This is a genomic window from Marinobacter sp., assembly GCF_052091845.1.
Taxonomy (GTDB): Bacteria; Pseudomonadota; Gammaproteobacteria; order Pseudomonadales; family Oleiphilaceae; genus Marinobacter.
This window is the reverse complement of sequence record NZ_JBQDCO010000024.1, coordinates 15960-37353: the sequence shown is the minus strand read 5'-3', so window position 1 is coordinate 37353 and position 21394 is coordinate 15960. Positions and strand designations below refer to the sequence as shown.

General features: G+C 54.4%; 18 protein-coding genes and 1 pseudogene. 13 read left to right on the top strand and 6 right to left on the bottom strand.

Annotation, left to right across the window (positions count from 1 at the left end):
* Positions 1-134: 134 nt before the first annotated feature.
* Together ACTHYN_RS09520 and ACTHYN_RS09515 are read left to right on the top strand one after the other, a co-directional pair.
* Positions 135-1376, top strand: a complete 1242-nt coding sequence (locus ACTHYN_RS09520) for a lipoprotein-releasing ABC transporter permease subunit (RefSeq protein ID WP_441812210.1) — start codon at positions 135-137, stop codon at positions 1374-1376.
* Positions 1377-1389: 13 nt separating this feature from the next.
* A complete protein-coding gene (locus ACTHYN_RS09515) occupies positions 1390-2079 on the top strand; it encodes an ABC transporter ATP-binding protein (RefSeq protein WP_441812229.1) in 690 nt (229 codons plus the stop codon).
* On the opposite strand, the gene ACTHYN_RS09510 is transcribed toward ACTHYN_RS09515, so the two are convergent.
* Positions 2067-2612, bottom strand: a complete 546-nt coding sequence (locus tag ACTHYN_RS09510; protein ID WP_441812209.1) for a DUF2062 domain-containing protein — start codon at positions 2610-2612, stop codon at positions 2067-2069. The genes ACTHYN_RS09515 and ACTHYN_RS09510 overlap by 13 nt on opposite strands.
* A 159-nt stretch (positions 2613-2771) precedes the next feature.
* Here ACTHYN_RS09510 and ACTHYN_RS09505 point away from each other — a divergent pair, with 159 nt between their 5' ends.
* The 9 genes from ACTHYN_RS09505 (at position 2772) to murB (ending at position 11665) form a co-directional block, all read left to right on the top strand.
* On the top strand, positions 2772-5162 hold the full coding sequence (locus ACTHYN_RS09505; RefSeq protein WP_441812228.1) for a DNA internalization-related competence protein ComEC/Rec2: 2391 nt from the start codon (positions 2772-2774) through the stop codon (positions 5160-5162).
* A gap of 72 nt (positions 5163-5234) precedes the next feature.
* Positions 5235-5861: a MotA/TolQ/ExbB proton channel family protein gene (locus ACTHYN_RS09500; protein WP_441812208.1), complete on the top strand. Its 627-nt coding sequence runs from the start codon at positions 5235-5237 to the stop codon at positions 5859-5861.
* Positions 5862-5866: 5 nt separating this feature from the next.
* Complete coding sequence (locus ACTHYN_RS09495) at positions 5867-6292, top strand: ExbD/TolR family protein (protein ID WP_441812207.1); 426 nt, start codon at positions 5867-5869, stop codon at positions 6290-6292.
* On the top strand, positions 6289-8067 hold the full coding sequence (gene msbA, locus ACTHYN_RS09490; protein ID WP_441812206.1) for a lipid A export permease/ATP-binding protein MsbA: 1779 nt from the start codon (positions 6289-6291) through the stop codon (positions 8065-8067). The genes ACTHYN_RS09495 and msbA overlap by 4 nt, the downstream gene beginning before the upstream one ends.
* Complete coding sequence (gene lpxK, locus ACTHYN_RS09485) at positions 8064-9101, top strand: tetraacyldisaccharide 4'-kinase (protein WP_441812205.1); 1038 nt, start codon at positions 8064-8066, stop codon at positions 9099-9101. Before msbA ends, lpxK begins: the two co-directional genes overlap by 4 nt.
* A 19-nt stretch (positions 9102-9120) precedes the next feature.
* On the top strand, positions 9121-9309 hold the full coding sequence (locus ACTHYN_RS09480; RefSeq protein WP_441812204.1) for a Trm112 family protein: 189 nt from the start codon (positions 9121-9123) through the stop codon (positions 9307-9309).
* A gap of 27 nt (positions 9310-9336) precedes the next feature.
* A complete protein-coding gene (gene kdsB, locus ACTHYN_RS09475; protein ID WP_441812203.1) occupies positions 9337-10152 on the top strand; it encodes a 3-deoxy-manno-octulosonate cytidylyltransferase in 816 nt (271 codons plus the stop codon).
* The gene (locus ACTHYN_RS09470; RefSeq protein ID WP_441812202.1) at positions 10149-10628 is read left to right on the top strand and encodes a low molecular weight protein-tyrosine-phosphatase; all 480 of its coding nucleotides are present in this window, start codon (positions 10149-10151) and stop codon (positions 10626-10628) included. The genes kdsB and ACTHYN_RS09470 overlap by 4 nt, the downstream gene beginning before the upstream one ends.
* Positions 10625-11665 carry a UDP-N-acetylmuramate dehydrogenase gene (murB, locus tag ACTHYN_RS09465; RefSeq protein ID WP_441812201.1) on the top strand — a complete coding sequence of 347 codons (1041 nt, stop codon included), beginning with the start codon at positions 10625-10627 and terminating at the stop codon, positions 11663-11665. The genes ACTHYN_RS09470 and murB overlap by 4 nt, the downstream gene beginning before the upstream one ends.
* A 58-nt stretch (positions 11666-11723) precedes the next feature.
* Here murB and ACTHYN_RS09460 read toward each other — a convergent pair whose 3' ends face one another.
* Both ACTHYN_RS09460 and ACTHYN_RS09455 read right to left on the bottom strand, forming a co-directional pair.
* Positions 11724-13448 carry a proline--tRNA ligase gene (locus ACTHYN_RS09460; protein ID WP_441812200.1) on the bottom strand — a complete coding sequence of 575 codons (1725 nt, stop codon included), beginning with the start codon at positions 13446-13448 and terminating at the stop codon, positions 11724-11726.
* 124 nt (positions 13449-13572) lie between these two features.
* A complete protein-coding gene (locus ACTHYN_RS09455; RefSeq protein WP_441812199.1) occupies positions 13573-14070 on the bottom strand; it encodes an Lrp/AsnC family transcriptional regulator in 498 nt (165 codons plus the stop codon).
* Positions 14071-14216: 146 nt separating this feature from the next.
* On the opposite strand from ACTHYN_RS09455, the gene leuA reads away from it, so the two are divergent.
* Positions 14217-15911, top strand: a complete 1695-nt coding sequence (gene leuA / locus ACTHYN_RS09450) for a 2-isopropylmalate synthase (RefSeq protein ID WP_441812198.1) — start codon at positions 14217-14219, stop codon at positions 15909-15911.
* Positions 15912-16019: 108 nt separating this feature from the next.
* Here the strand turns inward: leuA and ACTHYN_RS09445 are convergent, their stop codons facing one another.
* The 3 genes and pseudogenes from ACTHYN_RS09445 to xseA form a co-directional block, all read right to left on the bottom strand.
* A complete protein-coding gene (locus ACTHYN_RS09445) occupies positions 16020-16229 on the bottom strand; it encodes a cold-shock protein (protein ID WP_441812197.1) in 210 nt (69 codons plus the stop codon).
* A 123-nt stretch (positions 16230-16352) separates the two neighbouring features.
* Positions 16353-18233: pseudogene (locus tag ACTHYN_RS09440) on the bottom strand (propionyl-CoA synthetase); the annotation flags it as partial.
* An 83-nt stretch (positions 18234-18316) separates the two neighbouring features.
* Positions 18317-19696 carry an exodeoxyribonuclease VII large subunit gene (xseA, locus tag ACTHYN_RS09435; RefSeq protein WP_441812196.1) on the bottom strand — a complete coding sequence of 460 codons (1380 nt, stop codon included), beginning with the start codon at positions 19694-19696 and terminating at the stop codon, positions 18317-18319.
* Between the two features lie 222 nt (positions 19697-19918).
* On the opposite strand from xseA, the gene guaB reads away from it, so the two are divergent.
* Positions 19919-21382, top strand: a complete 1464-nt coding sequence (guaB, locus tag ACTHYN_RS09430) for an IMP dehydrogenase (RefSeq protein ID WP_441812195.1) — start codon at positions 19919-19921, stop codon at positions 21380-21382.
* Positions 21383-21394: the final 12 nt, after the last annotated feature.

Below are 21394 nucleotides of genomic sequence, written 5' to 3'. Positions count from 1 at the left end.
CTCCGAAAATAAGGATTTCAGCCAAAAGTGTTAGTAGTTCCATTAGTTAAAGTTTAGCAGTTTCCGCCAGTGCTGAAAGGCTGGCGGGAGTTCCAGACCACGACCGACTTGAAGGTAGCGACAGGCACCTCTCCATGTTCAGACCCTTATCGTTTTCTATCGGCTTGCGGTATACCGCAGCCAAAAGGCGCAACCATTTTATTTCGTTTATTTCTCTCACCTCCATGATCGGGCTGATGCTGGGCGTGGCCGTGTTGATTATCGTGCTGTCTGTGATGAACGGTTTCGACCGTGAGCTAAAACAGAGAATCCTGGGCATGGTGCCCCACGCCATCATTCAAGGCAGTGGGCCGCTGGATGACTGGCAAGCGGTGGACGCGCAAGTGCAAAAACACCCCAGAGTGTTGGCTGCGGCTCCCTTTATTCAAGGGCAAGGCATGGTTACCGGTGGCGGCGATGTGCGTGGGGTGATGCTCAACGGCATCCTGCCTGAGGAAGAGCGTTCTGTTTCGATCATTGAAAATCATATGATCGAAGGCAAGCTGGATGATTTGGTTTCTGGCGAGTTTGGTATCATCGTTGGCCGCACCATGGCCTCCAGTTTGCGGCTCCAGTTGGGCGACAAGGTAACCGTAGTGCTACCTGAAGCCTCCGTAACCCCGGCCGGTGTGTTACCACGTCTCAAGCGCTTTACCGTAAAAGGTATTTTCAGCGTCGGTGCCGAGTTGGATGGCAATTACACGCTTATTCACATGGATGATGCATCCAGGCTCATGCGCACCGGTGGTAAGGCTGAGGGCGTAAGGTTGCTTGTCGATGACTTGTTTGCCGCCCCGAAGGTTGCGGAAGAAGCCGCAAGCGGGTTACCCGGGCGGTATTATATTTCTGACTGGACCCGTACCCATGGCAATTTGTTCCAGGCAATTCGCATGGAAAAAACCATGATCGGACTGTTGTTGATGTTTATTGTAGCCGTTGCTGCTTTCAACATTGTGTCCACACTGGTGATGGTGGTAACGGATAAAACGGCGGACATTGCTATCCTGCGCACCATGGGTGCAACGCCGGGGCGCATTATGAGAATTTTCATTGTTCAGGGGGCAGTGATCGGGGTGTTCGGAACCCTGGTTGGCACAACCCTTGGCGTTGTGGGGGCGCTTAATATCAGTGCGTTCATTTCGTGGCTGGAAGCTGCGCTTGGGCATAAGTTTTTAAGTGCCGATGTATATTTTATCAGCTACCTACCTTCTCAACTGCAATGGCAGGATGTAGCCGTTATCAGCGGCGCGGGCCTTGCTATGAGTTTGCTGGCCACCATTTACCCGGCGTGGAGAGCGTCACGAGTGGATCCTGCGGAGGCTCTCAGGTATGAATAAGGAAAATGGTGCCATGAAGGACGTGCCCCTGGTTATTGACTGTCGTCAGGTCACCCGAACCTATACTCAGGGCCCGGAAAAGCTGACGATCTTCTCCGATATCTCGCTGGAAGTTACCCTTGGCGAAACCGTAGCTATTGTAGGTAGCAGTGGCGCCGGTAAAACAACGTTGCTGAACCTTCTGGGCGGGCTGGATAAGCCATCCACGGGGCAGATTTCTATTTGCGGCAAGGATATCCACCGTTTGTCTGAAGCGGGCCGTGCGCGGTTTCGCAATCGGCATCTGGGTTTTGTGTATCAGTTCCACCATTTGTTGCCAGAATTTACGGCGCTGGAGAATGTCATGATGCCGTGCGCCCTTGGGGGTGTGTCGATTCCCAAAGCCCGGGAGCGGGCCCAGGTGATTTTGCAGCGAGTTGGGCTTGGTGAGCGCTTGAGCCATAAGCCTGGCGAGCTCTCAGGTGGTGAGCGCCAGCGTGTTGCCATTGCCCGGGCGCTGGTTAATGAACCTGATTGTGTGTTGATGGATGAGCCCACAGGCAACCTGGACGAACATACGGGTGAGGGTGTCAGAGCGCTTATCGAGTCTTTGCGGGATCAGCTGGGAATTGCGTTTGTAATGGTGACCCATGATATGAAAATGGCGCGAAGCCTTGGTCGGGTGTTGCGATTAGAGCAAGGCCGGCTGGTTCAGGAAGCCTGATCCCGGGAGCCCCTATGCTCCCTCCGGGCCTGGCGACGGGTTTGCCATTCGGTTCGAATTTTCCGGCGCCATAAGAACTGAATAATCAAGTAGGCCAGGCAGGCGCAGAGAGTGGCGACGATCAGCGAGCCAAGATAAAGTGGGATACCTATGTCCAGCAGGCGCTCGCTGATCCAGGGTATCGAAAGCTGAAAGTCGAAGTCTAAAACCGGCCGATTCAGTATCCAGGCACCTACCTTGTAGTTGAAGTAAAACATGGGCGGCATGGTTACCGGGTTGCTGATCCAGACCAGCACCACTGATAGCGGCAAGTTGGCGTTAAACCAGATAGCAAAGAGCGCGGCGGCAACCATCTGAAAAGGCATGGGGATACAGCAAAAAAACACGCCAATGAGGAATGCCCTGGCAACACTGTGGCGGTTGATGTGCCATAGGTTCGGTTCATTTACGATATCGCCAAGAAACCTCAGCGATTGCATCGCTTGCACCTTCTCGGGTGATGGCAGATAGCGTTTCATGAACTTCTTTGGCATTAGGAAGCTCTGTCTTAAAGTAGGCTAAAACTCCGGCGTCAAGGATGTCGCCGGCGGATAAAATCACCGGGAGGACAAGGATTGTCCGGAAGCTCTCTCAATGGCCCGAGCCGCTCTGGTTGGCTCGGCCCGTTTGCGTTCTCTATCTTGCCCTGCTCGGTGCTGGGCATTTTTGCATTTTGCTGCGGCGCCATCTTACTTTATAGGCTGCCAGTGTTGCCAGCTTCAGTGTGGTTAGCCCTGGCCGGTCTTCCAGCTTTTTTGTGGTTTTTGCCGGTACGCCGACTAGTTCCTGCCCCTTTTTGTGCTCTGGCGATTGGCTTTGCCTTCGGTATGATCTGGGTAGGCCTGTGGGCCCAGGAACGTCTGGAGCAGCGGCTTCCGGAAGAACTTGAGGGTACCGGGGTTCAGGTTTCCGGATACGTTTGCGACCTTCCGGTGACTGGCAGTTTCAGCAGCATACGCTTCAGCTTTTGTGTCACCCGCTGGCAGGTACATTCCCTTACCCCGAAGGTCAGACGTTCCCTGCCGGGCAAGCTCCGCCTGGCTTGGTATAATCAGCCCGGCGGGGCTCTCCCGGACCATCGCTTGCGGCTTGAGGTTGTGCTCAAGCGGCCTCACGGCACATTGAATTCTGAAGGGTTTCGTTACGAGGACTGGCTGTTCAGGAAGGGCTATCGCGCAACAGGCAGCGTTCGCAGCGCCACCGTGGATGCCTCTGTATTTTGTGGCGTGGTCTGCCAATACCATCGTATTCATGCCAGGCTGGCATATTGGGTAGACGAGCAGTTTTCCGGTGCTCGCCATCACCCCCTGATTGCTTCACTGCTGATTGGCAATCGTGGGCATCTCTCCTCTGAGCATTGGGACGTTCTGAAAGCAACGGGAACCATTCATCTGGTGGCTATTTCGGGCCTCCATCTGGGTTTGGTGGCTTTGGCAGCAGGAGGCGTGGCCCGCCGCCTGTTGTTAATGGTGCCGTCATATTGGCTGGGTGAGCACTCTGTTCGTTTGGTCGTGTTTTTTGTGGTGCTTGTGTGCTGCCTGATTTATGCACTGGCGGCCGGGTTTTCCATACCCACTCAAAGAGCCCTGATTATGGTGGCGGTGGGCAGTTGGGTGCTCCTTAAGGCTCGGCAGGTTCCGGTGTGGCATTCACTTGTATTGGCTCTGGGGACGGTGCTCATGCTTGATCCCTTTGCGCCGCTGGATCAGGGGTTCTGGCTGTCATTTGGTGCGGTTTCTGTGCTGATTTTTGTGTTTGCGGGCCGCCTGGGGAGAGCCGGTTGGCTGGCGAGCCTGTGTGTTGCTCAAGGTGTCGTATTTGCCGGTCTTTGGCCGATTCTTGAGGTCGTGGGTCAGGGGCAGCCGGTTGCCGGCCTGCTTGCCAATGTTGTTGCCATTCCCTGGGTTTCTTTGGTTGTGATGCCGGCGATCATTATTGGCGGACTGTTGGTGGCTTTACTGCCGGGGTTGTCCGGCTTGGTCGTCCCGTTACTTGATACGGTGCTTGGGTGCATGTGGAGTGCTCTTGAGTGGGTTGCCGGTATCACCTGGCCAGACCTGAGCGGAGAGCCCGCAGAGCTTGCTTTGCTTGCTCTGTTGGTTCTGCTGATTGCGACGGTTCCATTTCGTGGGTTTCGTCTGACAGGGAGTTCGGTTTTGCTGATCTGGGCCGTTGTTACGATTTTGCCGCGAGGTGTCACTAACCCCCGAATCAGCGTGCCCGAGATCAGGGTGTGGGATGTTGGCCAGGGACTTTCAGCCATGATTCGTGCGGGAGACGAGGTTTGGCTCTACGACACAGGGCCGGAGGTGAAAGGCGTATTTTCCTCTGCGGAGTCAGTACTGCTTCCAAATCTGCGGGCATTGGGCATTCGTCGTATCGATACGCTGGTCGTCAGCCACGCGGACAATGACCACTCCGGCGGGTTAGGTCTGCTTGTAAACGAGTTGGATATTGGCCGGATTATCACGGGTGAACCTGATGCCATTCGCGACAAGCTGCAGCCGGGCCTCAAGGTGAATATACAAAGCTGTGCCGGGGAGGGAGTGCTGGCGGATGAGTTGTCGTTATCCCTTTGGCAAGCCACCGGAGATTTTGAAGGAAACGATGCATCTTGTGTGCTAACCGTTTGGCAGCCGGGGGTTGGGGTGGAGTGGGTTTTCCCGGGTGACATAAGCGCCCGCGTTGAAACTCTCTACCTGCAGGCACTTGGCGACGCAGTGCCGAACAATATGCCCCGTGAGCGAGTGGTTGTTGCACCGCACCATGGCAGTCAAACGTCCTCCTCTGAAGCTTGGGTAGACGGGCTGGGCCCGCAGTGGGTTATCTATACTGCCGGGTATCTGCACAGATATGGTCACCCCCACAAAATGGTAACGGGCCGGTATCGCGACGCTGGCGCTAAAGCTCTGAGCACGGCCTGTTCCGGCAGCCTGACCATGAAGGTAGTGGACGATACCCTGGAAATAAACGAGGCACGCCATAGTGCACCCTTCTGGGTCAGCGGCGCGGGCCTGGCCAGGGGGCAGTGCGAAATACCGTGACATTGCGGGTGTGGCCTCGACCTGCAGCTATGCTAAAGTAGCGCCGCTTGCAAACAATCAGGGAGATCAAGCGTGTTCGAGTTGTTGAAAGCCGGTGGCATTCTCATGGTGCCAATTGTTGCCTGTTCCATTCTGGCGCTTGCGATTATTCTGGAGCGTTTTTGGACCCTTCGCGCGTCCCGCGTGTCGCCACCACAAACCTTGAATGAGCTTTGGCGCTGGATCAAGAAAAAAGAGCTTAATGCCCGCAAGCTGAAAGCTTTACAAAACTCATCGCCAATGGGGCGTGTGCTTGCCGGCGGCCTTATGAATGCCAAGCATGGCCGTGAGATTATGAAAGAGAGCATTGAGCACGAGGCCAGCCAGGCTATCCATGAGCTTGAGCGCTTCCTGAACCCCCTGGGCACGGTGGCCACAATCACACCACTGCTGGGCCTTTTAGGCACAGTGATCGGCATGATTAAAGTGTTTGCTGAAATCCAGCTTGCGGGTGTAGGCGACGCGGGCAACCTTGCCGGTGGCATATCCGAGGCATTGATCACCACCGCCGCTGGCCTGAGTGTGGCTATTCCAGCGCTGATTTGTCACAGGTATTTTATCCGTCGGGTAGATGAGTTGGTGGTTGGCATGGAACAAGAGGCCATCAAGTTGGTTGAAGTTGTACACGGTGACCGCGAAATCGACGTGGAAGGGGCCTGACCGCCGTGAAGTTTACACGCCAGAGAAGCCAGGAAGTCGGTGTAGACCTGACACCGCTAATCGATGTGGTTTTCTTGCTGTTGATTTTCTTTATGGTCTCTACGACCTTTACCCGGGAAAGTCATTTGCAGGTGGAGTTGCCTGAGGCAAGTGGTGAGCCAGCGTCAGCGTCTGAAGTAAAGCAAATAGATGTTGTGATCAACGCACAAGGACAGTACATCCTTAATGATAAAGCGCTGGTAAACAACCGCCGCGAAACCCTCGAACGAGGTGTGAGCGAACTGGCTGAAGGCGATCACACCTTGCCGTTCGTGATTACGGCAGATGCCCGTACCCCCCATGAGTATGTGGTCAGAGCCATGGACGTTGCGGGTCGGCTGGGTTTTTCGGGTCTGAGTATTACTACAGAGCGTGAGGCCGAAAACCAGTGAGCCATGCAGCACCGCCTATAAAATCCAAGCAGGTTCAGCCCGGTGAGAGCTGGGCAACGTACAAGCGCTTGCTGGCTTACGTAAAACCCTTTTGGCTTGCTTTCTCTCTCGCGGTTCTGGGTAATATTATTTATGCGGCTGCTTCCACGGGTATGGCCGCGGCGATGGAGTATGTTATCGCCGCTATTGAGAACCCCACCCAACAAAACCGGGTTCTTCTAACAGGCTTGATTGTAGGTATGTTCACTTTCCGTGGTGCCGGAACATTTTTAAGCCAGTATTTTATCAGCTACGTGGGTCGGCAGGTGATCAACTCGCTCCGTACGGATGTGTTTGATCGTTTGATGTCACTCCCGTCCCGCTACTTTGATGACAACGCTTCCGGAAGGCTGGTTTCCAAACTGACCTTCAACGTAGAGCAGGTGGCGGAAGCCACTACCAATGCGGTCACCATTACTCTCAGGGAGGGCCTCACGATTGTCGGCCTGCTCGGGTTTATGCTGTACACCAACTGGAAGCTGACCCTGATTTTTCTCGCCGTCGGGCCGTTGATTGGTGCAGTCGTGAGCTATGCGAGCAAACGTTTTCGCAAAATAAGCCAGCGTATCCAGGGTTCTATGGGCGATATAACCCACGTTGCTTCTGAGTCTATTATTGGCTATCGGGTGGTACGAACGTTTGGCGGTGAAGAATATGAAAAAGCCCGTTTTCAAAGAGTTAACGATAGAAACTTAAAGCAAAGTCTCAAAATGGCCTCCACACAAGCCATCAGTGTTCCGGTGATTCAGACTCTGGTGGCCGTTGCCATTGCGGCACTTGTGTGGACCATGCTGGCCCCGGAGATACGGGGCGAGATGACCACCGGACAACTGGTTGCGTTTATTACAGCAGCCACCACCATGGCTAAACCCATCCGGCAGGTGACATCTGTTCACGCCAAAATCCAGAAGGGCGTGGCTGCGGCATACGACGTGTTTGAAACCATTGACGAAGCCCCGGAACAGGACCCCGGCTCTTTTGCCCCCGAGCGTGTAGAGGGCAATATTGAGTTTGATCGGGTAACATTTCGCTATCGGGATCAACTTGATGACGTGTTGAAGAGTATCTCTGTAGATGTTTCTGCAGGCCAAAGTGTGGCGTTGGTGGGGCGTTCTGGCAGCGGCAAATCAACCATGGTGAGTTTGTTGCCCAGGTTTTATGAGTTTACCGGCGGCGATATCCGGATAGATGGTCATTCGCTTAAGGATTTTTCCCTGAAAGCGCTGCGGGCGCAAATAGCACTGGTGACTCAAAACGTTGTGCTGTTTAACGACACCATTGCAGCCAATATAGCCTATGGTGCGCTTCGGGAATGCAGCCGGGATGAAATACGGGAAGCGGCGGCCAAAGCTCACGCGCTGGAGTTTATTGATCGCATGCCTGAGGGGCTGGACACCATGATCGGTGACAACGGCGTGATGCTTTCAGGTGGGCAACGGCAGCGATTAGCCATTGCCAGAGCATTGCTCAAAGATGCGCCCATATTGATACTTGATGAAGCAACCTCTGCGCTGGATACGGAGTCTGAGCGGCATATCCAGGAAGCCCTTGATGCTGTCATTCAAGGCAGAACCACTCTGGTGATTGCCCACAGGCTTTCTACAATCGAAAATGCCGACACAATTCTGGTTATGGACGATGGCCGTATTATTGAATCCGGGCGTCACGATGAGCTTCTCGCCAATAATGGCGCGTATGCCCAGTTGCACCAAATGCAGTTCAGTGAGCACTCATGACATCCCTGGTAGATCGCCTCTGGTACGGTAAAGGCCGGCCGTTGTTTTTGTTAACTCCGCTGTCCTGGCTATACCGGGCAATTGCGGAATCGCGGCGACGTAAAGCGGTAAAAGCGCACACACAAAAGCTATCAGTACCTGTGTTGGTGGTGGGTAACATCACCGCGGGCGGCACCGGTAAATCCCCGCTAACGGCTGCGCTTGTGAAAACCCTGCAGTCAGCGGGCTGGCGCCCGGTAGTGCTTAGTCGAGGCTATGGTGGTCACGCGTCGGACTACCCACTGTTAGTGACCGAGGATACTCTGCCGGCCCTTGCCGGTGACGAACCCGTTATGCTGTCCCAGGCAACGGGTGTGCCAGTGGTAGTTGATCCGGACAGACAGAGAGCCGCGACCTACGCACTTGATCATGCCCTGGGGGATGTTTTCATCAGCGACGATGGGCTTCAACACTATCGTTTGCCAAGAGATATTGAACTCTCGGTATTTGATGGCAGTCGTGGTGTAGGCAACGGCGCATTGATTCCTGTGGGGCCACTGCGCGAGCCTGTTGATAGGTTAAATACGGTTGATTTTGTAATTGTGAACGGTGCGACCGCAGCTGACGACGAGGGCAGAGTGCCGGCCGAGGCGTTATCCGGCATTGAGCACCCACATATGTACGCCATGGGGCTTCAGCCAACCCGCCTGGTAAACCTTAAAACCGGCGAAACCCGCTGGCCCGAAAGCCTTGAGGGCCAGAAAATCCGTTCAATAGCTGGCATAGGTAACCCCACACGTTTTTTCGATACACTTAAAGCGCTGGGCGCGAAACAAATCGCCGTGCCTTTCCCTGATCATCACAGGTTTCGCCCTGAAGATCTGGGCACTGAATCCGGCCACCTGCTGGTGATGACCGCAAAAGATGGCGTTAAATGCCGCAGTTTCGCACCAGATAATGCCTGGGTGTTGCATGTTGAAGCGCAGTTGCCAGAGGCGTTTTCCCGGGCTGTTGTTGAAAAATTGCAGGCAAACTCCAAGGTGCCTGATTCCTAACTGTCAGTGAGATTGAATTATGGATAAAAAACTGTTGGCCATGCTGGCTTGCCCCGTTTGCAAGGGTGAGCTGAAACTGAACCAGGCAAAAACAGAGCTCACCTGCTTTGTGGATGGCATGGCTTTCCCGGTTCGAGAGGGTATTCCCGTCATGCTGGCCACTGAGGCCCGCACACTCTCCACCGACGAACGTCTACACAAGAACTGAGCCAGTTCTCTGCAGGATCGAAACCCTATGTCTTTTACGGTTGTGATTCCGGCCCGCTATGCCTCCACCCGATTGCCTGGTAAACCGTTGCTGGATATTGCCGGCAAGCCGATGATCCAGCACGTTTGCGAACGTGCTTCTGAAAGTCAGGCTAGCCGCGTGGTGGTGGCTACCGACGATGCACGTATTCAGGCTGCCTGTGGGGCTTTCGGTGCGGAAGTGATCATGACTTCACCCAACCATGTCAGCGGTACCGACCGACTGGAAGAGGTTGTACGTCAACTTGAGCTTGATGAGGATCACCGGGTTGTAAATGTACAGGGCGATGAGCCATTAATTCCGGCAGAATTGATCGACCAGGTGGCAGACAACCTGGAGCGCTATCCCGAGGCTGCAATTTCCACACTCTGCGAACGCCTTCATGATTTAGAGCAGGTCCTCAACCCCAATGTAGTAAAGGTTGTGTTTGATGTGGAAGGAATGGCCCACTACTTCAGCCGTGCCCCTATTCCCTGGGCACGGGATCATTGGGCTGATATCAGCAAGAATGGTGTGACAGCCGCCAATGCCGGGGCTGCCCTTAAAAATGGCACCGGGTATTTTCGCCACATTGGCATTTACGGGTATCGCGCCAGTGTGTTGAGTCAGTTTGTTTCCTGGCCGCCGGCCCCCACGGAACAGGCTGAGTCGTTGGAGCAGCTTCGAGCCCTGTACAACGGTGCTCGTATCCATGTTGAAGTGGCCGCGGGAACCCCGCCGGCTGGCGTTGATACCGAAGCAGATTTACAACGTGTCAGAGCCTGGATGGCTAAATTGATTGAAACAGGAGAAAACGAGGCATGAGTGAGCGTGTTAGTGTGCTGTTTGTGTGTCTGGGCAATATCTGTCGTTCGCCGACCGCAGAGGGCGTATTTCGCAAACTGGTTGACCAGGCCGGGTTGCAGGATCAGGTTCACATCGACTCCTGTGGCACCAGTAATTGGCACATAGGTAAGGGGCCGGATTCGCGGTCGCAGGAAGCTGCAGGGAAACGTGGGGTGGATATCAGTGCGCTTCAGGCGCGCCAGTTTTCTGAAAAAGATCTCGATATCTTTGACTATGTGATTGTGATGGACCGTCAGAACCTCGCAGATGTCAAAGATATCTGGCATCAGAATGGCGGCACAGAACCCTCGTTGTTTCTCGAATATGGGCGCTCTGGCGTAGCCGAGGTGCCAGACCCTTACTTTGGTGGCGAAGACGGGTTCGAGCAGGTGCTCGACCTGATTGAAGAAGCTGGCGAAGGCCTGATCCGCACTATTCAGGGGCGTATGGCGTGAGCCAGAAAGACTGGCTACAGGCGAAACTGAAAGAGAACGTGGAGCTTTCCCGGCTCAATACTCTTCGCGTATCCGCTTCGGCACAGTTTTACGTGGATGTGACCAGCCTGGACGATTTGTGTGACGCTCTGGCGTGGGCACAGTTGAACGAACACAGTACGCTCGTGCTGGGTGGTGGCAGCAATCTGGTTTTTGCCGGCAAGTTCAGCGGCCTTGTGATGCGCATGCAGATAGCTGGGCGCTGTTGGGAGCAAGTAGACGAAACCGGCGCTACGCTCGTTTTAGGGGCAGGTGAAAACTGGCATGATTCGGTTTTGTATGCTGCCGGGGCAGGGTATCGGGGCATTGAAAACCTGGCCCTCATTCCCGGTACTGCCGGCGCCGCGCCGGTTCAGAATATTGGCGCTTACGGTGTCGAATTGTGCGATACCCTGGTGTCGGTAACGGCTCTGGATCGCGAATCAAACGAAGTGGTGTGTCTGGAGAATGCAGACTGCGATTTTGCCTACCGCAACAGCTTGTTCAAGCGCTGGCCGGGTCGATACATTATTACCGCCATTCGGCTTCGCTTGTCCCGACAAAAGCCATTGCAGCTTGGCTATCAGGATCTCAAGGAATACCTGGGCGATGCGGCCGCAAGAGATCTGGCTGCGCTCACGGTCGCCGAAGCTGTGATGGCCGTTCGTCACCGCAAGTTGCCAGACCCGGCTATCCTTCCCAACGTGGGCAGCTTTTTTAAGAATCCTGTGGTAACCCGTGAAAAATTTCAGGGGCTACAGGCTGAGTATCCCGACGTGGTTGGTTATCCCCACAGTGGTACCGTAAAACTGGCGGCCGCCTGGTTGATTGATCAAAGTGGGTGGAAAGGCTACCGAAATGCCCGTGTAGGCGTTCACAACCGACAAGCGCTGGTGCTCATCAATCATTCATGTGGGACAGGGCAAGATGTGCTTGAGCTGGCCTCGGATATTCGCCAGTCGGTACAGAAACGTTTTGGTGTAGAGTTAGAGGTGGAGCCGGGCATTGTCGGCGGCTGAATGTTCCTCGTGAACATCCAGCCGCTCATCTGCCGGTCAGGGTTTGGTGTTATAAACCTTATTTCGACGAAACGCTGGCAAGAACCTGCAATGCTTCTTCAACGGCAACATCCTGCTTATCGGCGTCTTTGCGCCCCTTGTACTCCAAGGTCCCTGCTGTAAGCCCGCGATCCGAAATCACAAAGCGGTGGGGGATGCCCATTAGTTCCATATCGGCAAACTTTACGCCCGGACGTTCTTTGCGATCGTCCAGCAGCACATCAAAGCCGGCCTGCTGCAATTGTTCGTAAAGTTTCTCACCTGCTTCAGCCACGGCCGGGGCTTTGTGGCCATTAAGCGTAACAATAGCCACCTGGAACGGCGCAATGGCATCTGGCCAGATAATCCCCTTGTCGTCGTGGTTTTGTTCGATAGAGGCAGCCACAATACGAGATACGCCGATTCCATAACAGCCCATATCCATGCTAACCATTTTGCCGTTCTCGTCGAGTACGGTGGCGTTCATGGCTGTGCTGTACTTGTTGCCCAATTTGAATATATGGCCAACTTCAATGCCTCTGCGTATTTCCAGAGTGCCTTTGCCATCCGGGCTGGCATCGCCTTCTACCACATTGCGAATGTCCTCAACACGGCCCAGAGGCAAATCCCGCCTCCAGTTTACACCGGTCAGATGAAAGCCGTCTTTGTTCGCGCCACAGACGAAATCCGCCAGGTGGGCCGCGCTGCGATCCACGATAACAGGCACATTCAGATTAACCGGGCCAATGGAGCCGGCTTTGCAGCCAATGATTGATTCAATCTCTTCGTCGGTTGCCATGGTCAGGGGTTCTGCAATGCCTGCCAGGTTTTCCGCTTTAATGTCGTTCAGCGTGTGGTCGCCACGCAGAATAAGTGCCGCCAGACCTGCCTTGCCTTCGTCGTCTGCTTCGGATTTAACCAGCAACGTTTTAACAGTACGAGTGGCATCAATGTTCAGGAACGTCGAGAGCGCCTCAATGGTTCGCTGGTCTGGCGTGGCAATTTCCTTCAGCTCTTCGCCAGGTGTTGCCGGCTCGCCTAATGGCGCGACCGCTTCGGCTTTTTCAATGTTAGCCGCGTAATCACTTTCGGTGCTGAATACTATGTCGTCTTCGCCGGATGAGGCCAGCACGTGGAACTCGTGAGACGCACTGCCGCCAATGGCGCCGGAATCTGCTTGTACCGGGCGGTAGTCCAGCCCCAGGCGATCAAAGATAGCGCAGTAGGTGCGGTGCATAACCTGATAGGTTTCATCGAGAGATTCGGCATTGGCATGGAAGGAATAGGCGTCCTTCATGGTGAACTCCCGGGCGCGCATCACCCCGAAACGCGGTCGGCGTTCATCCCGGAACTTGGTCTGAACCTGATAAAAGTTGGCCGGCAGTTCCTTGTAGCTTTTCAGTTCATTTCGAACCAGATCAGTAATTACTTCTTCATGGGTGGGGCCAAAGCAGAATTCACGGCCGTGGCGATCGTTCATTCGCAGCAGTTCGCCGCCATATTGCTCCCAGCGGCCGGATTCTTCCCAGAGTTCTGCGGGCTGAATCGCTGGCATCAGAATTTCCTGGGCGCCGCTCTTGTCCATTTCTTCGCGAACAATCCGCTCGACTTTGCGCAGGGTTCTCAGGCCCATGGGTAGCCAGGTATAAAGACCTGCCGCCAGTTTCCGGATCATGCCTGCGCGTAGCATCAACTGGTGGCTGATAATTTCCGCGTCAGAAGGCGTCTCTTTTTGGGTTGCAATCAGGTAACGGCTTGCTCGCATTATGGTTTCCGTTCTGTGGTGTTTCGTAGAATAAAGTGGTGTTTATTGTACGGAGCCAGCCGCACAAGGTACAGGTGGCGAAAGTGGATATCCGGCAAGAGGGTCGGTTGCCGGCTGGGAAGGGTTATGACAGATAGCCCAGAGGCAGGGCGGTACTGTCGATAACACGCTTTAAAACAAAGCTGGAATGGACACCGCTTACCCCCTGAATACGGGTGATCCGGTTAAGCAAGAAATGGTGATATTCGTCCATGTCTGGCACCACCACTTTCAGCATGTAATCTGCATCGTGGCCAGTTACCAAATAGCACTCCAGAACTTCAGAATATTCGCCTACCTGTGCCTCGAATGCTGCAAAGCGTTCCGGTGTATGCCTGTCCATGCCAATCAATATAATAACGGTTAAGGAAAGCCCCAGCTTTTTGTGATTAAGCACGGTTGCGGTGCGTACGATAACGCCGGCGTCTTCCAGTGCCCGCACCCGCCTCAGGCAGGGTGAGGGCGATAACCCAACTTTTTCCGCCAACTGCTGGTTCGTCAAAGAGGCGTCTTGCTGTATCTGAGTAAGAATGCGCCGGTCTATTTTGTCAATTTGTATGAGTGATTCGGGTTTAATAGCCATAAAATGTCGCCGCTGTTCGATTTTTTGAAATATATGATCATTAAAGTACTTTTTTGTCCTTTAATTAGCAATCGCCTGCTCCAGGAATCGCGTTATGCTGGATACCATTAAGACAAACATCCGAACCGCTACGGAGAACAACAGATATGGCTTTTGATTATCGCAAATATGTGGCCTTCCCGCCTGTCGCCAAAACCAATCGTCGCTGGCCAGACAGGGTCATCAAAAAAGCGCCCACATGGTGTGCGGTGGACCTTCGCGATGGCAATCAGGCCCTGGTGAAGCCCATGAATGTGGCCCAAAAGCAGCGAATGTTTGATTTGTTGGTAAAACTGGGTTTTAAGGAAATTGAAATCGGTTTTCCGGCCGCCAGCCAGCCGGACTTTGATTTTTGCCGCAAGCTGATTGAAGAAAACCGAATCCCTGACGATGTGAAAATCCAGGTGCTGACCCAGGCCCGGCCTGAATTGATCAAACGGACCTATGAGGCGCTGGAAGGTGCCCGGTGCGCCATTGTGCACGTGTACAACTCGACTTCCACGGTGCAGCGTGAGCAGGTGTTCGGCCTGGACCGAGCGGGGATTCGTGATATTGCGGTTAACGGGGCGCAAGTGGTCAAGGATTTAGCGGCACGCTATCCGGACACCGAATGGACCTTCCAGTATTCACCAGAGAGCTTTACCGGAACCGAGCTGGATTTCGCGGTGGACGTTCTGGACGCGGTAACGAATGTATGGCGCCCGGACCAGGGGCAGCCGGTTATCTTTAATCTGCCTGCTACTGTGGAAATGTCCACCCCGAACGTATTTGCAGATCAGATTGAATACGTGTGCGACAACATTCGCCACCGTGAACACATCAACATTAGCGTGCACACCCACAATGACAGGGGGTGTGGCGTGGCCGCTGCGGAGTTGGCGGTGATGGCCGGTGCGGATCGCGTAGAAGGCACCCTGATGGGCAACGGCGAGCGCACCGGCAACATGGATTTGGTAACCATGGCCATGAACCTGTATTCCCAGGGTATAGACCCGACGCTGGATTTATCTGGCATGGCGGAAATCACCGAAGTTGTGGAAGCCTGCACGGAAATCTCCACACACCCGCGGCACCCTTACGCGGGCGAACTGGTGTTCACGGCATTCTCCGGCAGCCACCAGGACGCCATACGTAAATGCCTGGCACGCAGGAAAGATGGCGATGTCTGGAACGTGGCTTACTTGCCCATCGACCCCTTCGATCTGGGGCGCAGGTATGAAGAAGTGGTGCGCATCAACAGCCAGTCTGGCAAGGGTGGCGTCGCCTACATTCTCGAGCGGGACTACAACATCAGCTTGCCTCGCTGGTTGCAGATCGAGTTCAGCAAAGTGGTTCAGACAGCAGCAGAAACCAATGGTGGCGAGATCGACTCCATGGCCATTCACAGCCTGTTTGAGCAGCGGTATTTGAAGGTGCATGAAAACTGGGCATTGCGAGCTTACGATTTGCACCGAGATGAGCAGGGCGTGTTTGCTGAGGTAACCTTTGGCGGTGAAGCCGCGCCATTGCGCCTTGAAGGTCGGGGCCTTGGTGCCGTTGAGGCCGTATCTGGCGCGCTGGAAAAGTGTTTTGGCTTTGCTATTGCCGTGGAAGCGTATGATGAGTTTTCCCTGGGTGAAGGTACCCGCGCCAATGCCCTGGCGTGTATACGGCTAACCGCAGGCGGTAAGCATTGCAGCGCCGCTGCTTTGGCAGAAGATACAACCTCTGCAACGCTACAGGCATTGTTTTCCGCAGTCGCCCAGGCGGTAGGTGAAAACAAAGCCAACGTCAGCAGCGAGGAGGGTGTGGTAAGCGCCTGATAAACAGGTTTTCAGATTCGCTAACCCGCTCAAAAGACAACAAGCCGGCATCTCTGCCGGCTTGTTGTCTTCTTTTATGCCCGTGAGGGGCAAAGGCCAGAAAGATAACTAGACTGCTGTTACATTTTCCGCCTGAGGGCCTTTGGGGCCTTGTGTAACGGTGAACTGCACTTGTTGGCCTTCTGTAAGGGTGCGGAACCCACCAGAATTGATGGCACTGTAGTGCACAAAGACATCATCACCGCCATCCTGAGCAATGAATCCAAACCCTTTGGATTCGTTAAACCACTTTACGCTGCCTGTTTTTGTATCGGACATTGATCTTTCCTGTATTTCCGAGATTTCCCCTCACGGGGCGCTGAAGGTCCTCCACAGCATTTTTAGTATAGATCGACTTCCGGGGCCGTCAACGTTGCCTGAGCAGCCCCTGAGCAGTTTCTGTCAGCGGTGGAATTGCTCACTGATTTCCTCAAGAATGGCGGGGTCGTCAATGGTGCTTGGCACCGCATATTTTTCGCCGTCGGCGATTTGCCGAATAACCCGTCTTAATATTTTGCCTGAACGGGTTTTGGGTAAGCGTTCCACCACAAGAGCCCGGCGGAAGCAGGCGACTGCGCCTATCTTGTCTCGCACCATTTCAACCAACTCTTCCTCCAACTCGTCGTGATCAATGGTGGCGCCGTCTTTAATCAGTACAAGCCCCAAGGGGACCTGGCCACGCATATCATCGTGAGCGCCCACGACACAGCACTCGGCAATGGCTGGATGAGAGGCAACGACTTCTTCCATTTCACCGGTGGATAAACGGTGGCCCGCCACGTTAATTACGTCATCGGTGCGCCCCATCACGAAGACATAGCCGTCTTCGTCGATAAAGCCGCCGTCGCCCGAGCTGTAGAAGCCGGGAATCGGGTTCAGGTAGCTGTCCAGGAATCGTTGGTCATCCTCCCAAACGGTCGTCAGGCAGCCAGGGGGTAAGGGTAGTTTAACCGCAATTTGGCCCTGTTCGCCGGCGGCTATCTGGCTGCCGTCGGGACTGACAACCTGAACATTATAGCCAGGTGAGGGTACTGTTGCAGAGCCGGGCTTGGTGGGCAGTGTTTCGATACCAACCGGGTTGCAGCAAATGGCCCAGCCGGTTTCGGTTTGCCACCAGTGATCCAGTATAGGTAGCTGCGTGTGCTCCCGTAGCCACTCATAAGTTGGGGGGTCCAGGCGTTCACCTGCCAGGAAAATCTTTCGCAGTGAGTCGGTGTTGTAACGTAAATGCTCATCTGCCTCCGGGTCTTCTTTGCGTACGGCACGGAAAGCGGTAGGAGCGGTGAACAGGATGTTTACTTTATGATCCTGCACCACGCGCCAAAAAGCCCCGGCATCTGGTGTTCTGACAGGTTTGCCCTCATAGAGTATGGTTGTACAACCTGCAAACAGTGGGGCGTACACTATATAGCTGTGGCCTACCACCCAGCCTACGTCCGACGCGGCCCAAAATACGTCACCCGGATTGGCGTCGTACACTAATTTCATGCTGTATTTGAGTGCCACGGCATGCCCGCCGTTGTCTCTGACTACCCCCTTTGGTTTGCCTGTGGTGCCAGATGTATAAAGCACGTAAAGGGGGTCAGTTGCTTTAACCGGAACCGGGCCGGCAGGCTCTGCACTGGCCATTAGCTCGCCCCAATCGTGGTCACGACCCGCTTGCATGAGCGCTTTTGCTTGCGGGCGCTGATACACAACGCAGAAATCAGGTTTGTGTGAGGCCTGTTCAATAGCTTGATCTACCAAAGGCTTATATTCAATCACTTTAGCGACTTCGATCCCGCAGGATGCAGTGATAACCGCCTTTGGTTTTGCGCCGTCAATTCGAACAGCCAGTTCGTGGGACGCAAAGCCGCCAAATACTACTGAGTGAACAGCGCCAATACGGGCGCAGGCCAGCATCGCAACAGGTGCCTCGGGAATCATTGGCATATAAATGATGACCCGGTCGCCCTTGGCGACTCCTTTTGCCTTCAAGGCACCTGCGAAACGGGCAACTTCGTCGGTCAGTTCGTTAAAGGTGTATGAGCGCTTTGAGCCAGTTACCGGGGAGTCGTAAATAAGCGCTATCTGGTCGCCTCGACCGGCACGTACGTTGGCATCCAGAGCCACATCAGATGTATTCAGCGTACCGTCAGGAAACCACTGGCCGTGGCCGTTGTCGGTGGCCTGCCAGATGGTTTGCGGTGGTTTGATCCAATCGATATCAGCCGCTTTTTCACGCCAGAAGTCTTCCGGCTTATCAATGGATCTCCGGAATTCTGAGTGATAATCCATACAGTCTACCTCGTTGCGCCCGTTGTTATTGTGTTGGTAATAACATCAACTTTAGGCGCTTTGAGATAGTGATCCAGTAGACAATAGGCTTAGTTATCAGGGGGTGTGGGCCAGCTGTTATCGGCGCTGACAGAGGTTACTTCGCTTGTAACCATGCCCTCGGCTACGTGGGTGAACATCGGATCGCCAACTGAAACATCTTTTGCATTGCGAACAATGTTTCCCTGTTTATCACGGGCGATGGCGTACCCGCGCCCGAGCGTTGCCAACGGGCTTACCACGTTGAGGGCGCTGGCGGTGTGCTCCAGTTTATCCTGCTGCTGTGCCAGGATTCGCTGCATGGCTTTATTCAGTTGCAAGTCTGAGCGGTCAAGAACTTCGCGACTGTTTGCGAGTTGTTTGCGGGGGGACTGCATGGCAAGGCGCTGAGCCAGGTGCGTGCTGCGTGTTTGTAAGCGCTCCACCCGCTGTTCGATTGCCTTGCCCAGTCGCTGTTCCAGTTCGTCCAGGCGCTGGGCTTTCTCCAGTAATTCGCGGCGAGGATCCCGAAGGCGGGCCGATAAATGGTCCAGCTTTGTATTCAACTGCTGGAACGCTCTTTTGGCGGCGCTGATAAGTCGAAACTCGCGGTCATTGATTTGCCTCAGCATCTCCCGCTGGTCTGGCGAGACCTTCTCGGCCGCTGCTGAGGGGGTAGGTGCCCGCAGGTCGGCCACAAAATCAGCAATAGTTACGTCCGTTTCATGACCGACTGCGCTGACTGTCGGAATGGGGCAGGCCGCTATGGCTCGAGCAACAGATTCCTCGTTGAAACACCAAAGATCTTCCAGCGAGCCGCCGCCGCGCCCGATAATAAGTACATCGGCCACGCCGTGGGTCTGCGACAATGCTATTGCGCGCACGATTTCTGCGGTCGCCGGCTGACCCTGAACGGTTGTTGGGTAGAGGGTAACCGGGATGCCGGGGCAGCGCCGGGCGAGCACCGTAAGAATATCGTGTATGGCCGCGCCTGTTGGTGAGGTAACCACGCCAATGTGTGCCGGCAGGGCGGGAATCGGTTTTTTCAGGCCTGCATCGAACAGGCCCTCTGCCTGCAGCTTGCGCTTAAGCTCCTCAAAAGCCTGCTGCAATGCGCCCAGCCCTGCAGGCTCAATGTGCTCAACAATAATCTGGAAATCGCCGCGGGTTTCATAAAGGGTAACCTTGCCGCGAATCCGTACCTTGTCGCCTTCCTTCGGTATGGTGCGAATGCGCTGATTCATGCCCCGGAACATGGCGCAGCGAATTTGGCACTTGCGATCTTTCAGAGAAAAGTACCAGTGGCCGGACGAAGGGCGGGAAAAGCCCGACAGCTCACCCTCAACCCACACCTGCATAAAGCTGGATTCCAGCAGGTGTCTCGCCTGATGATTCAGTTCACTGACTGTCAGTGCCCTGGGCCGGGAATCCTGTAGCGGGTCGTTCACCAAACATCTCCTGACCGGCATATACGCAGTAGCCGAAAAATAAGCGTGTAATAAGGGTGCAATTTCAATTGCATGGGGCTCATAGTGGTAAATCACACAGTTTACTGACCTGCGACACCCCTTTATAATAGCGCGATTAAGCATTTTACTTTGCGGCTGCACCCTTTTCACCTACAGGTGCCGCACGAAAGGTTCAAATTTAGCACGTTCAAAAGGCCTGTCCCAATGCTGCGAATTGCCGAAGAAGCCCTCACATTCGATGACGTTCTGCTGGTACCCGGTTATTCCGAGGTTTTGCCCCACGAGGCGGATCTGCGTACCAGATTAACCCGGACTATAACGTTGAATACACCGCTGGTGTCGGCGGCCATGGACACGGTTACTGACGCAGAGTTGGCGATTGCCATGGCCCAGGAAGGCGGTATTGGCATTATGCATAAGAACATGAGCCCGGATCAGCAAGCCGCTGAAGTGCGCAGGGTGAAAAAGTTCGAAAGCGGCGTGGTAAAAGACCCGATAACTGTTAAACCGGAAAACACCGTACGCGAACTGGTTGAAATCACCATGGCCAATAATATTTCAGGCCTGCCGGTAGTTGATGGTAGCGAATTGATTGGCATTGTAACTGGTCGGGATATCCGCTTTGAGAGTAGTTTGGATACCCTGGTGCGTGAAATCATGACGCCCAAAGAAAAACTGGTTACTGTAAAAGAAGGCGCCGACCTGGCCTCTGTAAAAGAGCTTCTGCATCGGAACCGGATCGAAAAAGTGCTGGTGGTGAATGACAATTTTCAGCTTCGGGGCCTGGTGACCGCAAAAGATATTCAAAAATCCAAAGACTACCCGCTGGCCTGTAAAGATAGCCAGGGCCGCCTGCGTGTCGGCGCTGCTGTTGGCACCGGCGGCGATACCGAGCAGCGCATCATTGCCCTGGCCGGTGCCGGGGTGGATGTGATTGTGGTGGATACTGCCCACGGCCATTCTCGTGGGGTGATTGATCGTGTTAAGTGGATCAAGAAGCACTACCCGGATCTGCAGGTGATTGGTGGAAACATCGCCACGGGCGAAGCTGCAATCGCGTTGGCTGATGCCGGAGTAGACGCGGTAAAAGTGGGTATTGGCCCAGGTTCTATCTGCACCACCCGTATAGTGGCGGGCGTTGGCGTGCCGCAGATTTCAGCTGTGTCGAATGTTGCTGAAGCGTTGAAAGACCGTGATATACCACTAATTGCAGATGGCGGGATTCGCTTCTCCGGCGATATTTCCAAGGCCATCGTTGCCGGTGCACACTGTGTCATGATCGGTAGCCTGCTGGCAGGTACAGATGAGTCTCCTGGCGAAATTGAATTGTATCAGGGGCGTAGTTATAAGGCTTACCGTGGTATGGGCTCCCTGGGTGCCATGGGGCAGGGGTCAAGCGATCGCTACTTCCAGGATGCCAGTAAAGGCATTGAGAAACTGGTGCCGGAAGGTATTGAAGGTCGCGTTGCCTGTAAAGGGCCGATGCGTAATATTATCCACCAGCTAATAGGTGGCCTGCGGGCGTCTATGGGCTACACGGGTAGCGCAACCATGACTGAAATGCGCACCAGGCCCCAGTTTGTTCGCATCACTGGCGCTGGTATGCGTGAAAGCCATGTGCACGACGTAACAATTACTAAAGAAGCGCCAAATTATCGCGTAAGCTGAGAACAAACAGTC

Excerpts from the sequence above, each read along its gene's own strand:
- ACTHYN_RS09455 (WP_441812199.1), bottom strand. The coding sequence starts at position 14,070 with ATGGCTATTAAACCCGAATCACTCATACAAATTGACAAAATAGACCGG.
- ACTHYN_RS09480 (WP_441812204.1), top strand. The coding sequence starts at position 9,121 with ATGGATAAAAAACTGTTGGCCATGCTGGCTTGCCCCGTTTGCAAGGGT.
- ACTHYN_RS09445 (WP_441812197.1), bottom strand. The coding sequence starts at position 16,229 with ATGTCCGATACAAAAACAGGCAGCGTAAAGTGGTTTAACGAATCCAAA.
- lpxK (WP_441812205.1), top strand. The coding sequence starts at position 8,064 with ATGACATCCCTGGTAGATCGCCTCTGGTACGGTAAAGGCCGGCCGTTG.
- ACTHYN_RS09510 (WP_441812209.1), bottom strand. The coding sequence starts at position 2,612 with ATGCCAAAGAAGTTCATGAAACGCTATCTGCCATCACCCGAGAAGGTG.
- leuA (WP_441812198.1), top strand. The coding sequence starts at position 14,217 with ATGGCTTTTGATTATCGCAAATATGTGGCCTTCCCGCCTGTCGCCAAA.
- guaB (WP_441812195.1), top strand. The coding sequence starts at position 19,919 with ATGCTGCGAATTGCCGAAGAAGCCCTCACATTCGATGACGTTCTGCTG.
- kdsB (WP_441812203.1), top strand. The coding sequence starts at position 9,337 with ATGTCTTTTACGGTTGTGATTCCGGCCCGCTATGCCTCCACCCGATTG.
- ACTHYN_RS09470 (WP_441812202.1), top strand. The coding sequence starts at position 10,149 with ATGAGTGAGCGTGTTAGTGTGCTGTTTGTGTGTCTGGGCAATATCTGT.
- ACTHYN_RS09460 (WP_441812200.1), bottom strand. The coding sequence starts at position 13,448 with ATGCGAGCAAGCCGTTACCTGATTGCAACCCAAAAAGAGACGCCTTCT.
- ACTHYN_RS09520 (WP_441812210.1), top strand. The coding sequence starts at position 135 with ATGTTCAGACCCTTATCGTTTTCTATCGGCTTGCGGTATACCGCAGCC.
- ACTHYN_RS09515 (WP_441812229.1), top strand. The coding sequence starts at position 1,390 with ATGAAGGACGTGCCCCTGGTTATTGACTGTCGTCAGGTCACCCGAACC.